This is a genomic window from Solirubrobacter ginsenosidimutans, from assembly GCF_027587205.1.
The window spans coordinates 17,903-33,448 of record NZ_JAPDOD010000032.1 but is presented as its reverse complement, the minus strand read 5'-3'; the positions used below and the strand labels follow the sequence as shown (position 1 = coordinate 33,448).

The 15,546-nt window shown below is 70.3% G+C and carries 11 protein-coding genes; 4 read left to right on the top strand and 7 right to left on the bottom strand.

The genetic code is table 11. The annotated features are described in order from the left end of the window. The first annotated feature begins 112 nt into the window (after nucleotides 1-112). On the top strand, nucleotides 113-3,781 hold the full coding sequence (locus OM076_RS28455; protein ID WP_270043507.1) for a M14 family zinc carboxypeptidase: 3,669 nt from the start codon (nucleotides 113-115) through the stop codon (nucleotides 3,779-3,781). Between the two features lie 62 nt (nucleotides 3,782-3,843). Here the strand turns inward: OM076_RS28455 and OM076_RS28450 are convergent, their stop codons facing one another. Both OM076_RS28450 and OM076_RS28445 read right to left on the bottom strand, forming a co-directional pair. Continuing rightward, nucleotides 3,844-4,446 (bottom strand): ArsR/SmtB family transcription factor, encoded by a 603-nt coding sequence (locus OM076_RS28450; RefSeq protein ID WP_270043506.1) that lies wholly within the window; start codon nucleotides 4,444-4,446, stop codon nucleotides 3,844-3,846. 299 nt (nucleotides 4,447-4,745) lie between these two features. Further along, entirely contained in the window at nucleotides 4,746-6,134 is a 1,389-nt protein-coding gene (locus tag OM076_RS28445; protein ID WP_270043505.1) for a pyridoxal phosphate-dependent decarboxylase family protein, read from the bottom strand. Here OM076_RS28445 and OM076_RS28440 point away from each other — a divergent pair. Further along, nucleotides 6,133-7,161, top strand: coding sequence for an alcohol dehydrogenase catalytic domain-containing protein (locus OM076_RS28440; RefSeq protein WP_270043504.1), 1,029 nt, complete (start codon nucleotides 6,133-6,135; stop codon nucleotides 7,159-7,161). The genes OM076_RS28445 and OM076_RS28440 overlap by 2 nt on opposite strands. Here the strand turns inward: OM076_RS28440 and OM076_RS28435 are convergent. From OM076_RS28435 to OM076_RS28425, 3 genes are read right to left on the bottom strand one after another with little or no spacing between them, the layout of a single operon-like run. Next, nucleotides 7,148-7,552 carry a VOC family protein gene (locus tag OM076_RS28435; RefSeq protein ID WP_270043503.1) on the bottom strand — a complete coding sequence of 135 codons (405 nt, stop codon included), beginning with the start codon at nucleotides 7,550-7,552 and terminating at the stop codon, nucleotides 7,148-7,150. The genes OM076_RS28440 and OM076_RS28435 overlap by 14 nt on opposite strands. Nucleotides 7,553-7,562: 10 nt before the next feature. Next, on the bottom strand, nucleotides 7,563-7,958 hold the full coding sequence (locus OM076_RS28430) for a helix-turn-helix transcriptional regulator (protein WP_272598519.1): 396 nt from the start codon (nucleotides 7,956-7,958) through the stop codon (nucleotides 7,563-7,565). 55 nt (nucleotides 7,959-8,013) lie between these two features. After that, nucleotides 8,014-9,195 carry an ArgE/DapE family deacylase gene (locus OM076_RS28425; RefSeq protein ID WP_270043501.1) on the bottom strand — a complete coding sequence of 394 codons (1,182 nt, stop codon included), beginning with the start codon at nucleotides 9,193-9,195 and terminating at the stop codon, nucleotides 8,014-8,016. Between the two features lie 26 nt (nucleotides 9,196-9,221). Here OM076_RS28425 and OM076_RS28420 point away from each other — a divergent pair, with 26 nt between their 5' ends. Next, complete coding sequence (locus tag OM076_RS28420; RefSeq protein WP_270043500.1) at nucleotides 9,222-10,379, top strand: acyl-CoA dehydrogenase family protein; 1,158 nt, start codon at nucleotides 9,222-9,224, stop codon at nucleotides 10,377-10,379. On the opposite strand, the gene OM076_RS28415 is transcribed toward OM076_RS28420, so the two are convergent. Continuing rightward, nucleotides 10,372-11,565: an acyl-CoA dehydrogenase family protein gene (locus OM076_RS28415; protein ID WP_270043499.1), complete on the bottom strand. Its 1,194-nt coding sequence runs from the start codon at nucleotides 11,563-11,565 to the stop codon at nucleotides 10,372-10,374. The two genes, OM076_RS28420 and OM076_RS28415, sit on opposite strands and share 8 nt — an antisense overlap. A gap of 67 nt (nucleotides 11,566-11,632) precedes the next feature. Between OM076_RS28415 and OM076_RS28410 the strand changes: the two genes are divergently transcribed. Next, nucleotides 11,633-13,096 carry an MFS transporter gene (locus OM076_RS28410; protein ID WP_270043498.1) on the top strand — a complete coding sequence of 488 codons (1,464 nt, stop codon included), beginning with the start codon at nucleotides 11,633-11,635 and terminating at the stop codon, nucleotides 13,094-13,096. Here OM076_RS28410 and OM076_RS28405 read toward each other — a convergent pair. Continuing rightward, entirely contained in the window at nucleotides 13,071-15,518 is a 2,448-nt protein-coding gene (locus OM076_RS28405) for a Xaa-Pro dipeptidyl-peptidase (protein WP_270043496.1), read from the bottom strand. The two genes, OM076_RS28410 and OM076_RS28405, sit on opposite strands and share 26 nt — an antisense overlap. Between the last annotated feature and the right edge of the window lie 28 nt (nucleotides 15,519-15,546).

Below are 15,546 nucleotides of genomic sequence, written 5' to 3'. Positions count from 1 at the left end.
AACGTTGAGGGACCTCCACGGCTCATGTGTTGCCCCTGGCAACGCGTGAGTGGTTAATGGACAACGGCTCATTAGAGCTCGGGGAGGATTCATTCCAACAGGGGGGTTGTGAATGCGCTCACGCGCATCCGCGCTGATGCTCGCGCCGCTGGTCGCGCTGGCACTGGCGCCCGCAGCGGCTCATGCTGCTGACACGCTTTCGCCATACAAGGCACAGGTATCCGCGGCGCAGGCCGCGGACCTCAAGACGCAAGGGTTCGACATCCAGGAGGCCAACGTCTCCACCGACGACGGCCCGCTGCAGGACGTCGAGCTGATCGCTTCGGACTCGCAGGTCAAGGACCTCGCCGCCGACGGCATCGATCTCGCCCCGCTGGCGGTCGACAAGCCCGTCGCCAAGAGCGCGGCGCTGGGCGACAGCCCGAACCCGTTCTTCAACGTCTACCGCTCCTACATGGAGCCGGGCGGCATCGCCGACGAGATGAAGGCGCTCGCGGCCGCCAACCCCGACGTCATGAAGCTCGAGCAGTACGGCACGTCGACGCTCGGCAAGCCGCTCTACACGATCAAGATGACCGCGAACGCGCGCAACGTCGCCGACGGCACGCGCCCGGCCATCCTCTTCTCGGCCGTCAACCACGCGCGTGAGTGGATCGCCGCGGAGATGGGCCGTCGTCTGCCCGTCTGGTTCGCCGAGCACAAGAACGATCCGGAGATTCAGCGCATGATCTCCGATCGTGAGCTGTGGTTCGTGCCGATCCAGAACCCGGACGGCTACGACTTCACCTTCACCTGCGGCACCGGCGCCGCGCAGGTCCCGTGCGACTACCGCGTCCGCACGGCCGACGACAACCGCTTCTGGCGCAAGACGCTGCGCGACAACAACGCGAACGGGATCTACGGCGACGGCCAGGACGGCGTCGACCCGAACCGCAACTACCCGTCCAAGCGCGGCATCGACGAGGAGGGCGCGTCCAACTCGTTCAACTCGGAGACCTACCGCGGCCCGTACGCGCTGTCTGAGCCGGAGGATCTCGGCATCGACCGCCTCCAGCGCCGGATCGGCTTCGAGGCCAACATCAACTACCACTCCGCGGGCCAGCTGCTGCTGACGCCGGTCTCCTACACGACCGACTACTACCCGCCCGACTCGACGCTGTTCGACGCCGTCACCGGCACCGACGGCGACGAGGCCGTGTTCCCGTACCGCTCGCAGCACTCGTCGGACCTCTACGAGTCCAACGGCGACACCATCGACAACGCGTACATGAACTACGGCATCATCGGCTGGACGCCGGAGATGGACACGTGCGCCACGCTCGGCGAGCCCTCGGGCTGCAACCAGTTCGCGTCCCCGGACAACGAGTCCAAGGTCGCGGCGGTCTTCCAGAAGAACCTCGCGTTCGCGCTCAACGTCGCGAACTCGATCAAGAACCTCGGTCGCCCGAAGAACTTCGACAACGACCCGAGCCACTACCAGGTCAAGCCCACGCAGGACATCCAGCCCAACCGCTTCGATGTCTCCTACGGCGGCTCGCAGATCGTCGAAGCGACGATCCGCAAGGAGCTCGGCGACGCCGACATCACCGTCAACGTCGTCGGCCAGAACACCACGCTGACCATCCCGATGACGCCGTCCCCCGCGGGCGAGCGCTACGGCGAGGTCAAGGGCTACTACTTCGAGCGCCGTCAGGCGACGATTCCCGCGACGATCGGCACCCGTGCCATCGCGGCCGGTGACGTCGTCAACGTCGTCGTCAAGGCCGGCGGTCTCCAGCGCGAGTTCCGCTACCGCGTCGAGGCGCTGCCGGATCCGGTCGTGGCAGGCCAGCCGGTCAAGAAGCGCGTCCTGGTCGTCGCGGCCGAGGACTACACCGGCGTCTCGCCGAACGTCAAGCCCGGTTACGCCACCGCGCCGCGCTACCTCGCGCAGCACGTCGCCGCCCTCCAGGCCGCCGGCTACGAGGTCGAGACGTTCAACATCGACGCCCCGCCGCAGAACGGCGGGCAGGTGTACGCCACGGATACGCCGATCAAGTACCCGACGTACCTGGGCGTGATGTCGCACTTCGACGCCGTGAACTACTACACGGGCGACGACTTCATCCCGCAGGACACGACGGAGACCAACCCGCGCCGCATCGCCACCGCCACGACCCAGACGGGCTCGATGGAGATGGCGCCGTGGTCGCACAAGGTCATGCTCGAGCTGCGTGAGTACGCCAACAACGGCGGCAAGCTGCTCGTCGACGGTCGCAACGTCCACCAGACGTTCACGGCCTCCGGCTCCAGCCTGACGGCCACCGGCCCCTACAACTGGACGCCGGACAAGCTCTACGGGTTCTTCTACCCGCCGAACAACTCGGGTGACGACGACCTGCCCGGCACCGCCTGGCAGCGTTCGCGCGGCATCTCCAACGACACCTGGCAGAACTACCTGGGCGTCGTCGGCCGCCAGTCCGGCGTCGGCGTGGCGCTCTCCAACACGGCCAACTCGGGCAACCCGCTCATCACCGGGTTCCCCGTGGCGCCCACGGCCACCGGGCTGTTCGCCGGCATGGCGCCGATCGCGCTCGACGAGAGCTCGACCGACGACCCGAACCAGAACGCGGACGGCACGCCGTTCCCGCAGCCGCGCATCCCGCTGCGTCTGCGCAATTGGGGCCCGACCAACGAGCCGCTGCGCGCGGAGACGGTTCAGGCCGACTTCGCCACCCCGGTCACCTACACGACCTCGGGCGGCTCGATCATCTCGACGCGTGACGCCGTCACGTTCTCGTTCGGCCTCGAGCAGGCCAACGAGGCATCGCGCAACGAGCTCGTCAAGCGCGCCATGAGCTACCTGCTCCCGGCGACGCCCGACACCACGCCGCCGACGATCGTCGGCTTCAAGTACCCGTCGAACCTCTCGAACGCGACCATCAACGACCCGGTCGAGATCGAGCTGACGGCGTACGACGAGCGTGGCGACATGGACTACGTCGACCTCAAGGGCCCGGACGGCGCGCTCGTCCAGCGCACCGAGGTCTACCCGTTCCAGTTCCGCTACACCCCGCCGGCCTCGGCCATCGGCAGCGTCGTGAAGCTGACCGCGGAAGCCGTCGACAAGGCGGGCAACAAGTCCAGCCGTGACCTGCTCCTCAACGTCCTGGACTCCAACTCGCGGCCGCTGACGCCGGTGGCGGTCAACCCGCCGTCGCTCGTGGGCACGCCCACGGTCGGCTCGCAGCTGAGCTGCATCAACGGCGGGTTCATCAACTCGCCGAAGACGCTCACCTACGCCTGGCTGCGTAGCGGCGTCGCGATCGCCGGCGCGGTTTCGCCGACGTACACGCTCGCCACGGCCGATCTCGGCCGCACGATCGCGTGCCGCATCACGGCCACCAACGACGCGGGCAGCGGCGACGCCACGTCCGAGTCGCTGACGGTCACCAACCCGGCGGCGTCGACGCCGGCCCCCGGCGCGGCTCCCGCCCCGACGACGACCACGGTCGCCGCGGCGCCGATCGTCGTGACCAAGGCCGGTCTGGCCTTCGCCGCGGCCTGCAAGCTGTCGGCGACCCGCAAGGCCGTCACCTGCGCCGTGTCGTCGAACTCGACGGCGAAGTTCAGCGGCTCGATCCGCCTGGCGGGCCACAAGTCCGCCGCCGCGAGCAAGACCGGCAAGAAGAAGGTCACGTTCACGGTCCGCACCACGAAGGCGCTCAAGAAGGGCACGAAGGTCGTGCTGAAGCTCAAGAGCGGCAAGACCAGCAAGACGATCACGGTCACGGCCTCCTAGGCCAGACCGTCCGTGGATGACAGGGACCCCGCCGCTTCAGCGCGGCGGGGTCCCTCCCACGCTCAGCCTCCCTGCGCCCGCTTGAAGTGCAGGATCGCCACTTCGGTCGGGAAGACCGCGTCCGCCTGGCGGGCGGCGCTCTCGGCGGCGATCGCCAAAGCCTGCTCGTGGGTCTTGGCGAGCAGCTTGTTGAGCTTCTTGAATCCGCGCTCGTCGAGCTCCAGCGGCGTGCGGGTCAGCACGACGTCCGGATCCTCGAGCGTGCCGGCATCCGCCGCGTGCGCGAGGTCGGTGACGAGTTCCTGGATCGTCTCGCCGGTCAGCTCACGCCGCAGCCCTGACGGCAGCGTGCGCCACTGGTCCTCGTCCAGGTTCGGCCGCGCGGTGGCCTTATAGAAGTGCTGCAGGGCGCCGCGACGCGGCTCCGTGCGTACGAGCTCGACGCAGTCGTAATCGCGCAGCATCCGTACGTGGTAAGAGACGACGCCGAGTGGAGCGCCCAGCTCCACGGCGAGGTCCCCGGGGCTCGCAACCCGCTCGCCCAGCCGCTGCAGAATGCGCGCGCGCAGCGGATGAGCCAGGGCTTTTGCGATCCGGGCCTCCGAGGTTTCCCCCGCAGGTCTGGTCCGGCTGTTACCGGATGGGGTTGATGAACTGGTGGGCATGGTCGCAAGCAAGCGTACCCGTCAGCAGCGTGACAACCTCATTCAAGAGCGCCTACGCGCCAAATACGGGTGGCATGTTGAGCTTTGATGTGAAGCTTGCAGGTCCGTCTCAGACCCCCTTGCGCAAGGGCCCGTGACCGGTTTAGGATGGTCATGCCCAAGCGGTCGGCACCCCTCACGGACCCCCCGAAGAGCGACCCCTGCCGACCTCCCGCTCTGTCCTGACCAGACCAGCTACGGCTGCACGAGCGGCAATGGAGCAATGGGGGGGCCGGCGGTGCGCCGGCCCCCCCGGACCCCTAGGAGAAGCGCCCCATGCGCTCGATCGTGCCCTCGATGTCGCGCTCGGTCGACCGCGGGTTGATCGTGCACAGGCGGGCGACCGAGCGGTCGTGCAGGAGGGTCGTGCTCGGTGCGGTGTAGCCGTCCTCGATCGTGCGCCGGACCATCGCGTCGGTCTGCTCGTCGCTGTGGCCGCGGCGGCGGAAGCAGATCACGGCGAGGGTGGCGGGTGAGACGACCTCCCACTCCGGGTCCTGCTCGAGCAGGGCCTCCGCGTGCTCGGCGAGCGCGATGCCGTGCGCGATCGCGGCCTTGAAGGCGTCCAGGCCGAAGGTCCGCAGCGAGAGGTGGAGCTTCAGCGCCCGCGATCCGCGGGTGAGCTGCGGCCCGCGCTCGCGGAACTCGACCACGCCACCGCGCGTGTCGCGCAGGTAGGCGCCGTCGAGCGTGAACGCCTGTTGCAGCAGGCCGGCGTGGGGCGTCAGCACGGCGCCGATCTCGTAGGGCTGGAAGAGCCACTTGTGCGGGTCGAGCACGAGCGAGTCGGCGCGCTCGATACCGGCCAGCAGTTCCGCGCCCTGGGGCGTCAGGCGGGCCGGCGCGCCGTAGGCGCCGTCGACGTGGAACCACAGCCCCTCGCGCTGGGCGAGGTCCGCCAGGTCGTTGAGCGGGTCGACGGAGCCGGTGCTCGTCGTCCCGGCGCTGCCGATGACCGCGAACGGCTCCAGGCCGGCGTCCCGGTCGATCCCGAGCGCGGCCTCGATCGCCGCGGGCTGGAGCCGGAAGCTGGGGTCGGCGCGCAGGACGCGCAGGTTGGAGGGGTTGAAGCCGAGGATGCGCCAGGCCTTGGCGACGGCCGAGTGAGTGTGCTCCTGCACGTAGGCCGTGGCCTGGTCGCGGCTGTCGACCCGCGCCTGCGCCGCCGCCGCAAGCGCGGTGAGCGTGCCGACGCTGCCGCCGGAGACGAGCACGCCCTCGGTGCTCGCGGGCATCCCCATCCAGTCGCGCAGCCAGTCGAGCGTGGCGAGCTCGACCGCCGACGCGCCGGCCCCGCCCGTCCAGCTGCCCGCGAAGGTGTTGTGGCCGGCGCCGATCAGGTCGGCGAGGACCGAGATCGGGTTGCTCGGGCTGCCGATGCGGGCGAAGAAGCGCGGGTGATCGGCGCGCTGCCCGCGGGGGAGGATCTCGTCGAAGAGCTCGTCGATCGCGGCTTGCGGGTCGGTCGGACCGTCAGGGCAGGCGGCGAGGCTGTGCGGGCCGAAGTCCGGGTCGACCGGCGCGATCGGCGGCTGCTCGTCCAGGTGTTCCCAGCGGTCCACCAGCCGGTCCCACACGTAGTGGCCGAGACGGCGCAGTTCGTCGGGCGGGAGGCTGAGCGGGTCCACGGACGGCGACAATAGGGCCATGCGCGCCACGATGCTGCGCTCCTTCGCGGAGCCACTGACGCTGGAAACCGTCGACGATCCCGTGTGCGGGGACGACGGCGTCGTCGTCCAGGTGCGGGCGACCGGCGTCTGCCGCAGCGACTGGCACGCGTGGATGGGTCACGACCCGTCGATCGTGCTGCCGCACGTGCCCGGCCACGAGCTGTGCGGCGTCGTCGCGGAGGTGGGTCCTTCGGTGCGCGGGTGGACGGTGGGCGACCGGGTCACGGTGCCGTTCTGCTGCGGGTGCGGCGTGTGCGAGCCCTGCCGGCTCGGCGAGACCCAGATCTGCGACCAGGACTTCCAACCGGGCTTCACGGCGTGGGGCTCGTTCGCCGAGTTCGTCGCGCTGCCGCGGGCGGACCTGAACCTCGTCGCCGTACCCGAAGGGTTGAGCGACGTCGAGGCGGCCTCGCTGGGCTGTCGCTTCATGACGGCGTGGGCGGCGCTGCACGTGCACGCCGGTGTGCGGGCGGGTGAGTGGGTGGCCGTGCACGGCTGCGGCGGCGTCGGCTTGGCGGCGCTGATGATCGCCGCCGCCGCGGGCGCGCGGGTCGTCGCGGTCGACATCGACGCGGCGAAGCTCGAGCGCGCCCGCGCGCTGGGCGCCGAGGCGGTCGCGTCAGACGACGTGGTCGGCTCGATCCGCGACGTGACGGGCGGCGGGGCGCACGTGTCGCTGGACGCCCTGGGTCACCCGGTCACGTGCGTGAACTCGATCGACTGCCTGCGCAAGCGCGGCCGGCATGCGCAGGTGGGGCTGTTGCTGGGCGACTCGCGGGTCGTGCCGATCCCGATGGCGACGGTCATCGCGCGTGAGCTGCGCGTGTTCGGCGTGCATGGGATGGCCGTGCGCCACTACCCGGCGATGCTGAGCGCGATCGCGGGCGGATCGGTACGACCCGGAGCCTTGGTGGCGAAGACGATCGGTTTGGAGGCGGCGAGCGACGAGCTGGCGTCGATGGGCTCGTTCGCTCAGGAGGGCGTCACGGTCATCACGCCTGGCTGATGCGGACCATGTTGCCGGCGGGATCGCGGAAGGCGGCGTCCCGGACGCCCCAGAACTGATCCACCGGCTCCTGCAGGACCTCGGCGTTGCCGGCAGCGCGCACCCGCTCGAAGGTCCCGTCGAGATCGTCGGTACGGAACAGGAGCCCGGGCAGCTCGCCCTTCGCGAGCATCGCGGCGAGCGCGTCGCCGTCCTCCTCGGAGCGGCCCGCGTGGGGCTCGGAGAGCACGATCTCGATCTCGGGCTGGTCCTTCGTCGAGAGCGTGATCCAGCGGAACCCGTCGTTGGCGACCTCGTTGCGGACCTCGAGGCCAAGGGTGTCGCGGTAGAAGGCGAGTGCGGCGTCGGGATCGTCGGTGAGCACGTGCACGGCGCTGAGTGAAACGGTCATGGACACGAAGCTAGGGGGTGGCGGCGGGAGATGCTTCTTCGTTCCTGCTCGATCCCGCACGGGTCCGGCGCGGGCGGCCGAGGACCATCGCCGCGCAGCTCGGCACCGCGAGGCTGTCGCTGTGGTCGCGGGCGCGATACGCGCTCGGCGTCTCTCCGACGATCTCGGTGAAGCGCGAGCTGAACGAGCCGACGCTCGTACAGCCGACGGCGAAGCAGGCCTCGGTCACGCTGATGTCGCCGCGGCGCAACAGGGCCTTGGCGCGTTCGATGCGCCGCGTCATCAGATAGGAGTACGGCGTCTCCCCGTACGCGTCGCGGAAGCGGCGGCTGAAGTGCGCGGTCGACATGAACGCGGAGCGGGCCAGGGTGGGGACGTCGAGCGGGCGGTCGTACTCGCGGTCCATGAGCGAGCGAGCGCGGCGAAGGCGACGCAGTTCCTCGAGGTCGACGCTCACCCTTTCAAGGTATCGCGCACCACTCCGCGGCCGCCAGGGCCAGCACGAGCGTCGTCGCCCGCACGCTCTCCAGGTCCACCCACTCGTCAGGCGCGTGCAGGTTGCCGCCGATCGGGCCGTAACAGGTCGCCGGCGTCGCGTCGTGGACCACGAAGGCGCGGGCGTCGGTCGTGCCGGTGAAGGCGAGGAACTCGAGCGGTGCGCCGTGTACCGCCGTGTGCGCGCGGCCGAGGACGTCGAAGAGCGGCTCCTCGCGCGCCAGCGTGAACCCGTCGGCCTGGAAGCCGCGCCACTCGACGCGCGCATCGACCGCGGCCTCGAAGCGGGCGCGCACCGCCGCCAGGTCCTCGCCCGGCAGCGCCGCCAGGCGCACTTCGAGGACGCACTGCTCGGGAACGGACGACGCCCAATCGCCGGCGCGGGCGACGCCGACGTTGTAGTTGAGCGGGTGCGGATGGCCGTAGAACGCGGCGTCGGCGTTGACCTCGCGCTCCAGCGCACGGATCGCCTCGATCACGGGCAACGCCTTGACGAGCGCGTTGTCGGCCTGATCGGCGCGCTCGGCGTGGGCGGCGCGGCCCTCGACCGTCACGGTCGCCCACAGCACCCCGACCTGCGCCTCTAGCGCCAGGTGGTTGAACGGCTCCGGGATCAACGCCGCGTCGGTCCGCGGTCCGCGTGCCCGGCAGGCGGCGGCGCCGTTGCCCGTGCACTCCTCCTCGATCACGGTCTCCACGCACAGGGTTCCGCCCAGCTCGACGTTCCGCAGCGCCCGCAGCGCGCCGAGCATCGCCACCACGCCCGCCTTCATGTCCGCCGCGCCGCGCCCGTACATCCGGCCGCCCTCGATCGCGGCGCCCCACGGGTCATAGGACCAGTTGGCCTCGACGCCGACGGGGACGACGTCGATGTGGCCGTTGAACGTCAGCGAGCGCCCACGGCCGGCGCCGCGGCGGATCGCGGTGACGTTCGGGCGCCGCGTGTAGTCGAGCAGCGGCGGCGACGAACCCGGGCCGTGCGACCCGACGTCCCACATCTGCGGCGAGAGGCCGATGTCGGCGAGCTCGGCGGCGACGAGCTCCTGCGCGTCACGCTCGCTCCCCAGCAGGCTCGGGGAGCGCACCAGCGCGCGCAGCAGTTCCAGCTGGTGCTCCCATCCGGACTCGACCGCACTGCGCAGGTCCATGCCCGAACGGTGGCACACTGCGGCGGGTGACCGACTTCTACCTGCTCGACGAGAAGCTGACGGACGACGAGCGCGGGATCCGGGACCGCCTGCGCGACTTCTGCGCCAAGGAGGTCACGCCGGTCATCAACCACTACTGGGAGCGGGCGGAGTTCCCGTTCGAGCTCGTGCCCAAGATCGCCGCGCTGCAGCTGGCGGGCGGGACGGTCGACGGCTACGGCTGCCCGGGCATGAGCGCGACCGCCGCCGGGCTCGTGAGCATGGAGTGGGCGCGCGCGGACGGCAGCATCGGCACGTTCTTCGGCGTGCACTCCAACCTCGCGATGCAGTCGATCGCGATGCTGGGCTCGGAGGAGCAGAAGCAGCACTGGCTCCCGCGGATGGCGGACCTGGACGCCATCGGCGCGTTCGCGCTGACCGAGCCCGACCACGGCTCCGACGCGGTCAAGCTCGAGAGCAGCGCGCGGCGTGACGGCGACGCGTGGGTGCTCGACGGCCGCAAGCGCTGGATCGGCAACGCCACGATCGCCGACGTCGTGATCGTGTGGGCGCGCGACGAGGACGGGCACGTCGGCGGGTACCTGGTCGAGAAGGGCACGCCGGGCTTCAACGCGACGGTCATGACCGGAAAGACCGCGCTGCGGGCGGTGTGGCAGGCCGACATCCACCTCGACGGCGTGCGCGTGCCGCACGAGAGCAAGCTCCCCGGCTGCCGCAACTTCCGCGACGTCGCGGGCGTGCTGTCGCGGACCCGCTACACGGTGGCGTGGCGTGCTCTGGGCATGGCGCTCGGCGCCTACGAGGCCGCACTCGCCTACGCCAAGCAGCGCGAGCAGTTCGGCAAGCCGATCGCGAGCTACCAGCTCGTGCAGGACAAGCTCAGCCGCATGCTGGCGGAGATCACCGCCATGCAGCTGCTCTGCCTCCGGCTGTCCGAACTGGCGCAGGACGGGCGCCTGACCGCCGGGATGGCGTCGCTGGCGAAGATGAATCACGCCGCGAAGGCGCGCGAGATCGTCGGTTTGGCGCGCGACATCCTGGGAGGCAACGGGATCCTCCTGGAGAACCACGTCGCCCGCCAGCACGCCGACATGGAGGCCATCTTCACCTTCGAGGGCACCGACAGCATCCAGTCTTTGATCGTCGCCCGCGAGATCACGGGCCTCAACGCGATAACTACGTGAACGCCGCCAGGCCCGTGATGGCCTGGCCGAGGATGAGGGTGTGCATCTCGTGCGTGCCCTCGTAGGTGTAGACCGACTCGAGGTTGTTGGCGTGGCGCAGCACCGGGTACTCGAGCGTGATGCCGTTGGCGCCGAGGACCGAGCGCGCGCTGTGGGCGACCTCGAGCGCGGCGTGGACGTTGTGGTACTTGCCGAAGGAGACCTGCTCGGTCCGCAGCGTGCCCGCGTCCTTCAGGCGCCCGAGGTGCATGGCGAGCATCGTGCTCTGCCCGACCTTGACCGCCATCTCGACGAGCTTGGCCTGCGTGAGCTGGTAGCCGGCGATCGGCTTGTCGAACTGCACACGGGTCTTCGCGTAGTCCAGCGCCGCCTCGTAGCACGCGCGCGCGGCGCCCGCGGCGCCCCACACGATGCCGTAGCGCGCCTCGTTCAGGCACGACAGCGGCGCGCGCAGTGACGTCGCCTCCGTCAGGCGGTTGGCCTCCGGCACCTCGACGCCGTCGAGCACGAGCTCGGAGGTCACGCTCGCCCGCAGCGAGAGCTTGCCGTGCATGACGGGCGCGGTGAAGCCCGGCATGCCCTTCTCGACCAGGAAGCCGTTGACCTTGCCCTCTTCGGTGCGCGCCCACACGATCGCCACGTCGGCCAGCGAGCCGTTGGTGATCCACATCTTGGTGCCGTTGAGCACCCACTTGTCGCCGACCTTCTTCGCGCGGGTGCGCATGCCGGCCGGGTTGGAGCCGGCGTCGGGCTCGGTCAGGCCGAAGCAGCCGATCGTCGTCCCCGCGGCCATGCCCGGCAGCCAGCGCTGCTTCTGCTCCTCGCTGCCCCAGCGATAGATCGCGAACATCGCCAGCGAGCCCTGCACCGAGCAGTACGAGCGCAGGCCGGAATCGCCCGCTTCAAGCTCCAGGCAGGTGAGCCCGTACGCCGTCGCCGACGCGCCCGCGCAGCCGTAGCCCTCCAGGTGCATGCCGAGCAGACCGAGCTGCCCGAGCTCCGGCCCCGTGGTCTCCGGCAGCGACCCGTTCTCGAAGTATCCGGCGACGTGCGGCAGGAACTTCTCGCGCACGTACTGGCGGACGGTGTCGCGGATCAGACGTTCCTCGTCATCGAGCAGACCGTCGAGGGAGAGAGGATCGCGCGGGTCGAACGCGGGGAGAGTGGCGGGGGCGGCGGCGGACATGCCTTCCAGCCTAGACCCCGACTAAATGTCTGGTGTTTGGAAACGGCGGTCGGGTAGACCGGTCCGCATGCGCACCTGGCCCGCCTACCGGACGCTGTGGGTGTTCCTCCTGCTCGGATGGACCGTCAGCGCCGCCGACCGCGCCCTCACCGGCCCGGTCGTCACCTGGATGATCGACAACAACGTCGGGTTCCTCGCGGATTCGGACAAGCCCTACGCCCTCGGGGGGTTGATCGGCGGCCTGTTCTTCGCGGGCTACATGCTCACGCAGTTCCCGGGCGGCTACCTGGGCGACAAGTACGGCCACCGGACGATCATCACGATCAGCCTGGTCTGGGCGGGCATCGCGACGATGGTCAGCGGGATCATCAGCGGCCTGGTCGCGTTCATCGCCGTGCGCGTCATCACCGGTCTCGGCGAGGGCACGTTCTACTCCAACGACCGCTCGCTGATCGCCGAGCAGACGCCGCAGGAGAAACGCAGCCTCGGGATGGGCGTCGTGATCACCGGTCTGGCGCTCGGCATCACGATCGCCACGGTCTTCACGCCGGACCTGATCGACCTCGGCGGGAAGGTGTTCGCCGCCGACCAGGCCTGGCGGATGCCGTTCCTCGTCCTGGGCGCGGCGACGCTCGTCGTCGGCGTCTCGATCGCGGTCTACTTCCGCCGCCAACAGCACGGTCTGCCCTACGCCCGCGCGACGCTGCACATGCTCGGCTTCGCCGCCATCGGGCTCGCCGCGATCATGGCGGTCTATTTCGTGGGCGACGCCGCGGGGTTGAGCGACCTCTGGATCGCGATCCTCGAGGTCGCGCTCGCGCTGATGCTCGTCGGCTTCGTCTTCACGCGGCGCAACACCGACGTCGGCGTCGTCCTGAAGTCGCGCGACCTCGTGCTGATCAACCTCGCGTTCATCGCCGTGCTGTGGAACCTGTGGTTCTTCGGCTTCTGGTCGGTCTCGATCGTCGCCGACGCCGCGGGCTCGTCGTTCGGCCGCAGCGCGTTGATCGCCGCGTTCAACGCCGGGGCCGGCATCCTCGGCTTCCCGGTCGGCGGCTGGCTGTCGGACGTCGCCGTCCGGCACGGCGGCGGGCGCAAGCCGCTGCTGATCGCCTTCACCAGCGCGCAGTTCGTGCTCACGCTGATCTTCGGGTTCGTGATCGCAGCCGGCGGGGCGAGCATCTGGCTGATGGCGGCGCTGCTGTTCAGCGCGTCGACGTTCTTCAACGCCATGCAGCCGATCGCCCACGCCATGATCGCCGACATCGCAGCGCCGGAGCATCACGGCGCGGCGTTCGGGATGAACAACCTGATCGGCGAGATCGGCGCGGTGCTCTCCCCCGCGGTCAGCGGCGCGCTGCGCGACGCGACCGGCGGCTGGTCGGCCGCGATCTTCGTCGACGCGGGGCTGATCCTCGGCGCGATCGTGCTCTTCCTGTTCGTGCGCGAAGCCGCGCGCTCGGAAGTGGGGCCCACCGGACGGTTCCGGCGAGCCCCCTCCCCAGCTACGGTGTCGTCGTCGACAGGGTGAACGTCAGCGTCTTGCTGTAAGCGCCCGTCCGCAGCGCGTCGGTCGCCTTCACGAGCTGCTTGAACGTGATCGCGACCGGGGCGTTGGCCACCGGGTTCGACCAGGTCGCCGGGGCGATCTCGACCCGCAGCGGCTCGGGCAGCGCGAACGTCCCGTTCATCAGGCGGCCGGGATCGCTCACCGTCAGCGTCGCGTCACCCGCGCTGGAGATCACGTTGGCCGTGGTGGCCGCCGTGTACTCCTTCGCCACGCCGGGCGTGAACGCGCCGAACGTCGCCGAGCCGCCCAGCGTCAGGGCGAGGGTCGCCGGCACCGCGCCACCCACCGGCGCGTCGACGACCGCGTCGCCGTTGGCGAGCGACAGCGCCCGCTCCCCACCCACGATCGGCAGCGTGAACGAGCTGCCCGCGAGGTCCAGCGACAGCTGCGTGCCCGGTGCGGGCCGCACCGTGAACTCGCGGTCCGACGCGAGCACCATCAGCCCGATCCGCCGTCCGGCGGGGATGATCGTGTCCTTGGGCTGCAGGTCGATGCCCAGCTTGTAGGCCGTGCCCGGGACGATCGGCTCGGTGGTGAAGTCGCTCGTCCGGTTCTCCGGGTCGCGCCAGCCGCGGGTCAGGATCGTGCCGGCGCCGGTCTCGGGCAGGCTGACCAGGATCGCGGTGATGTTGGCCTTGGTCTTGCTGAACGCCGCGTTGAGCGTCACCCGCGGCGTACCGCTGATCCGCACCGGTGCCTTGAGCACGTTGGTGGTGTAGAGCAGGCGGGAGTCCTCGCTCGCCGCGTTCATCAGCGTCGCCGCGGTCACGCCGGCGTCGTCGATCAGCGTCTCCGTGCCGGTGCCGCCGGGAGCGAGCGTCAGGCCGCCGCGGCTGAGGCCGCCCGGCGTGAGCTTGAGCACCGCGTCGCTCGTGGCCGGATCGGGCCACTCGGCGTACGGCGTCGGGTTGGCGTTGCCGCACGCGAGGCTGACGAGGGCACCGCTGACGACCTTCTGACCGGCCGCCGTGGCGACCGGGGTCGCCAGCGTGAGCGTGGTGCCGGCGATGTTGGTGATCACGCGCGTGGTCGACGTGATCGTCCCGTTGGCGTTGGTCTGCGGGACGGTCAGCGTCTCCCCCACGCGGAACGGCGCGGCGCTCGCGACGGTCAGCGTGGCCGTGTTGGCCGCCTCGGCGGTGACGGCGCTCTCCCGCGGCGGGCACGCGCCCGTCTCGGTGCGCACGACCCACGACTTCGGCAGGTTCTCGACGCCGTTGTCGACGCCCCACAGGTACTTCGTGAACCACAGGTTGATCAGGTAGTCCGGCGGCGCGCCGCCGTGCCCGCCCTGGTGGAAGTAGAACGCGTGCGGGACGTTCTGGGCCTTGAGCGCGTTGTAGAACTGCGCGGCGTTCTTGGTCATGACGTTGAAGTCGTTGTTGCCGTGGGCGACGAGCGCGGCCGCCTTGACCTTGGCGACGTCCTTCATGTAGTTGCGGTCCTGCCAGAAGGCGCTGCGGTTGCCGGTGGCGCGGTCCTGGTTGGCGGCGACGTCGTTGATCGTCGGCCAGCACTTCGTGCGGTGCGCGCCTTCGTCGTTGCGCGAGTAGACGTACTCCGTGAGGACGTCGAGATCCTCGCCCTGGAAGCCGCCCGGCGCGCGGGTCATGCCGTTGGCGCGGTAGTAGTCGTACCAGTCGCTGATGGCCGAGATCGGCACGATCGCCTTCAGGCCCTCGACGCCGGTCGTGGCGGCCGCGATCGGCAGCGTGCCGTTGTAGGACGTGCCCATCATGCCCACGTTGCCGGTTGTCCAGTAGGCGTTGACCTCGGTCGTCCCGGCGCGGGTCGTGTAGCCCTTGGCGCGGCCGTTGAGCCAGTCGATGACCGCGGTGGCGCCGGTCGTCTCGATCGGCGCGCCGGAGTTCGGGCAGCCGTCGGAGTTGCCGGACCCGGGCGACTCGGAGTGCACGACGGCGAACCCGCGCGGCACCCAGGTCGACTCGTAGATCGTGCTGATCGTCGGGCTGGTGTTGTCGCTGTTGAAGTCCGGCGCGCGGAGACGACTCGCCGGCGGCGCGCCGATCTCGTGGTCGACGGCCCAGTTCAGGACGTCCGCGCCGCCCGCGTAGTACGGGCTGTCCTCGAAGATCACCGGGACCTTGAGACCGTCGCTGTCGGTCTCCTTCGGCCGCGAGACGTCAACGTGGACGCGATCCCTCTTGCCGTCGAAGTCCGTGTCGGCGTTCGTCTCCACCCACAGCTCGTGGTTGACGTAGTTCGCCGTGCCGCTGGCGAAGACGGCCTGGGCCATGCCGTTGACGAACGTCGGCACCGCGGGCGCCGGGGCCGGCGCCGCGGCGGCGATTCCCGGGAACGTCGCGCCCTTGGGCGGCACCGGGGCCGCTGAGGCTCCGCTCGTCCCCACGACGGCCGCCATGGCCGTGATCGCGCCCGCTACCGCAAGG

Bases quoted from the DNA above. Each gene is read 5' to 3' on its own strand.
- OM076_RS28415 (WP_270043499.1), bottom strand. From the start codon at position 11,565: ATGTCCGCCGCCGCCCCCGCCACTCTCCCCGCGTTCGACCCGCGCGAT.
- OM076_RS28425 (WP_270043501.1), bottom strand. From the start codon at position 9,195: ATGGACCTGCGCAGTGCGGTCGAGTCCGGATGGGAGCACCAGCTGGAA.
- OM076_RS28435 (WP_270043503.1), bottom strand. From the start codon at position 7,552: ATGACCGTTTCACTCAGCGCCGTGCACGTGCTCACCGACGATCCCGAC.
- OM076_RS28430 (WP_272598519.1), bottom strand. From the start codon at position 7,958: ATGGACCGCGAGTACGACCGCCCGCTCGACGTCCCCACCCTGGCCCGC.
- OM076_RS28450 (WP_270043506.1), bottom strand. From the start codon at position 4,446: ATGCCCACCAGTTCATCAACCCCATCCGGTAACAGCCGGACCAGACCT.
- OM076_RS28410 (WP_270043498.1), top strand. From the start codon at position 11,633: ATGCGCACCTGGCCCGCCTACCGGACGCTGTGGGTGTTCCTCCTGCTC.
- OM076_RS28445 (WP_270043505.1), bottom strand. From the start codon at position 6,134: ATGGCCCTATTGTCGCCGTCCGTGGACCCGCTCAGCCTCCCGCCCGAC.
- OM076_RS28455 (WP_270043507.1), top strand. From the start codon at position 113: ATGCGCTCACGCGCATCCGCGCTGATGCTCGCGCCGCTGGTCGCGCTG.
- OM076_RS28405 (WP_270043496.1), bottom strand. From the start codon at position 15,518: ATGGCGGCCGTCGTGGGGACGAGCGGAGCCTCAGCGGCCCCGGTGCCG.
- OM076_RS28440 (WP_270043504.1), top strand. From the start codon at position 6,133: ATGCGCGCCACGATGCTGCGCTCCTTCGCGGAGCCACTGACGCTGGAA.